The following is a 1,342-nucleotide window of genomic DNA, read 5'->3' on the forward strand; positions in this document are numbered from 1 at the left end:
GGACATTTGGTCTTAAGTGCTTCGCTGGTGATCCCTCCTCCAGAGGCTGACAGAGCCTCGCGATCTCCTGCCTAGAGAACTAAACCGTTCCATTTTTCTCTTGGAGCCCGGCAGTCGAAAAAGGGATCCCAAGCCAAGTCCAAGGTGACTCATGAGATTACATTGTTCTGTGTTGTCCTCGATTGAGTCATTTTTACCTTTACAGAGGTGAACAAAAGCCATGCAAATTCAACTAAGCTGGGAAGATCCCATTACTGAAGAACAGCAAGAGCTGATTTTTCCATTGCCTCTTGCCTTGGGCAGAGAGCTGGCCCAACTGCCGCAGGAATGGCAGGGGCAAGAAGTGGCCCGGGCGGTGTTTGCTAGCCGGGAGATCTCCCGTTACCACGCCCTTATCTATCTCGGTGAGGATGGTCAGGTCATCTACGAGGATCGCAGTGCCAACGGCAGCCGCATCAATGGGGAAAAAATCCGACAAGCACGCCGGGTGCTGCAGGGCGGGGAAGTGGTGGAGCTTGGCCCCTACAGCATCACCGTCAGTTTGCTGAGGGATCCCAACGCCACCCTATTGCTCGGCACCCCCACCCTTTTGCTGGAGCCCCGCACCGACCTCATTCGCCCGGCCACCCAACCCGACACCGCACTTGAGGTTCCCCCAGCTTCCACAGTGGTTTTCGCCCCGGAGGAACTTCCCGAGGTGCGGGCCAGATCCGACTTCCCCCCACCGGACTTGTTCCGAGCTAAGCAAATTGCCCTGAGTGCCCTCAAAGCCACTGGCCTACCTGTGGAGGAGACCCTCTATTTGGCTTTGGGCGGTGGTATTGGCAGCTTTGCTTGGGTGGATACCCTGCGCATTTATGGAGTCAGATCCGAACATATCCGCGTCATCAGCATTGCCCGTAAACCCTACGAACGCTATGAACGGCTGTTGACCAACTGCCAGATCCCCCGCTGGAAGCGAATTCGCTCTGGCTCCGATTCTTGTCCGGACAACATTTGGGGCTGGCCCGGCTATGCCTTGCGAGAGGCCTGGCGCTCTTTTTTCTCTGGCCGATTGTTGGAAGCACTCGGCTTTTTGTGGCAGGTCTTTAGTGAGCCTTTGTTGGCAGATACCTACACACCGCTGGCAGGGAATGTATTTGCCTCGATGGATCGGGAAGCAGCTCGCATTGGCTGGGATCAAATGCTTTGCTACGGCCATATTCGCGCCGTTCGCAAAACGGAGGATGGGCGATACGTAGTAGCCTATTCGGCAACGCGGCCCGGCCATACAGATCACCGCTTTATGGTGGCCAAGTACGTGCATTTGGCAACTGGGTACCCAGCCATCAGACTGCTCAAC

The 1,342-nt window shown here is 56.0% G+C and carries 1 protein-coding gene; it reads left to right on the forward strand.

Annotation, left to right across the window (positions count from 1 at the left end):
* Window positions 1-220: 220 nt before the first annotated feature.
* A partial coding sequence (locus NW827_RS02930; protein ID WP_414503320.1) for an FHA domain-containing protein occupies window positions 221-1,342 on the forward strand: 1,122 nt, incomplete at its 3' end.

The sequence above is a fragment of the Synechococcus sp. H70.1 genome (genome assembly GCF_047502705.1).
In the GTDB taxonomy this organism is placed as follows: Bacteria; Cyanobacteriota; Cyanobacteriia; order Thermostichales; family Thermostichaceae; genus Thermostichus.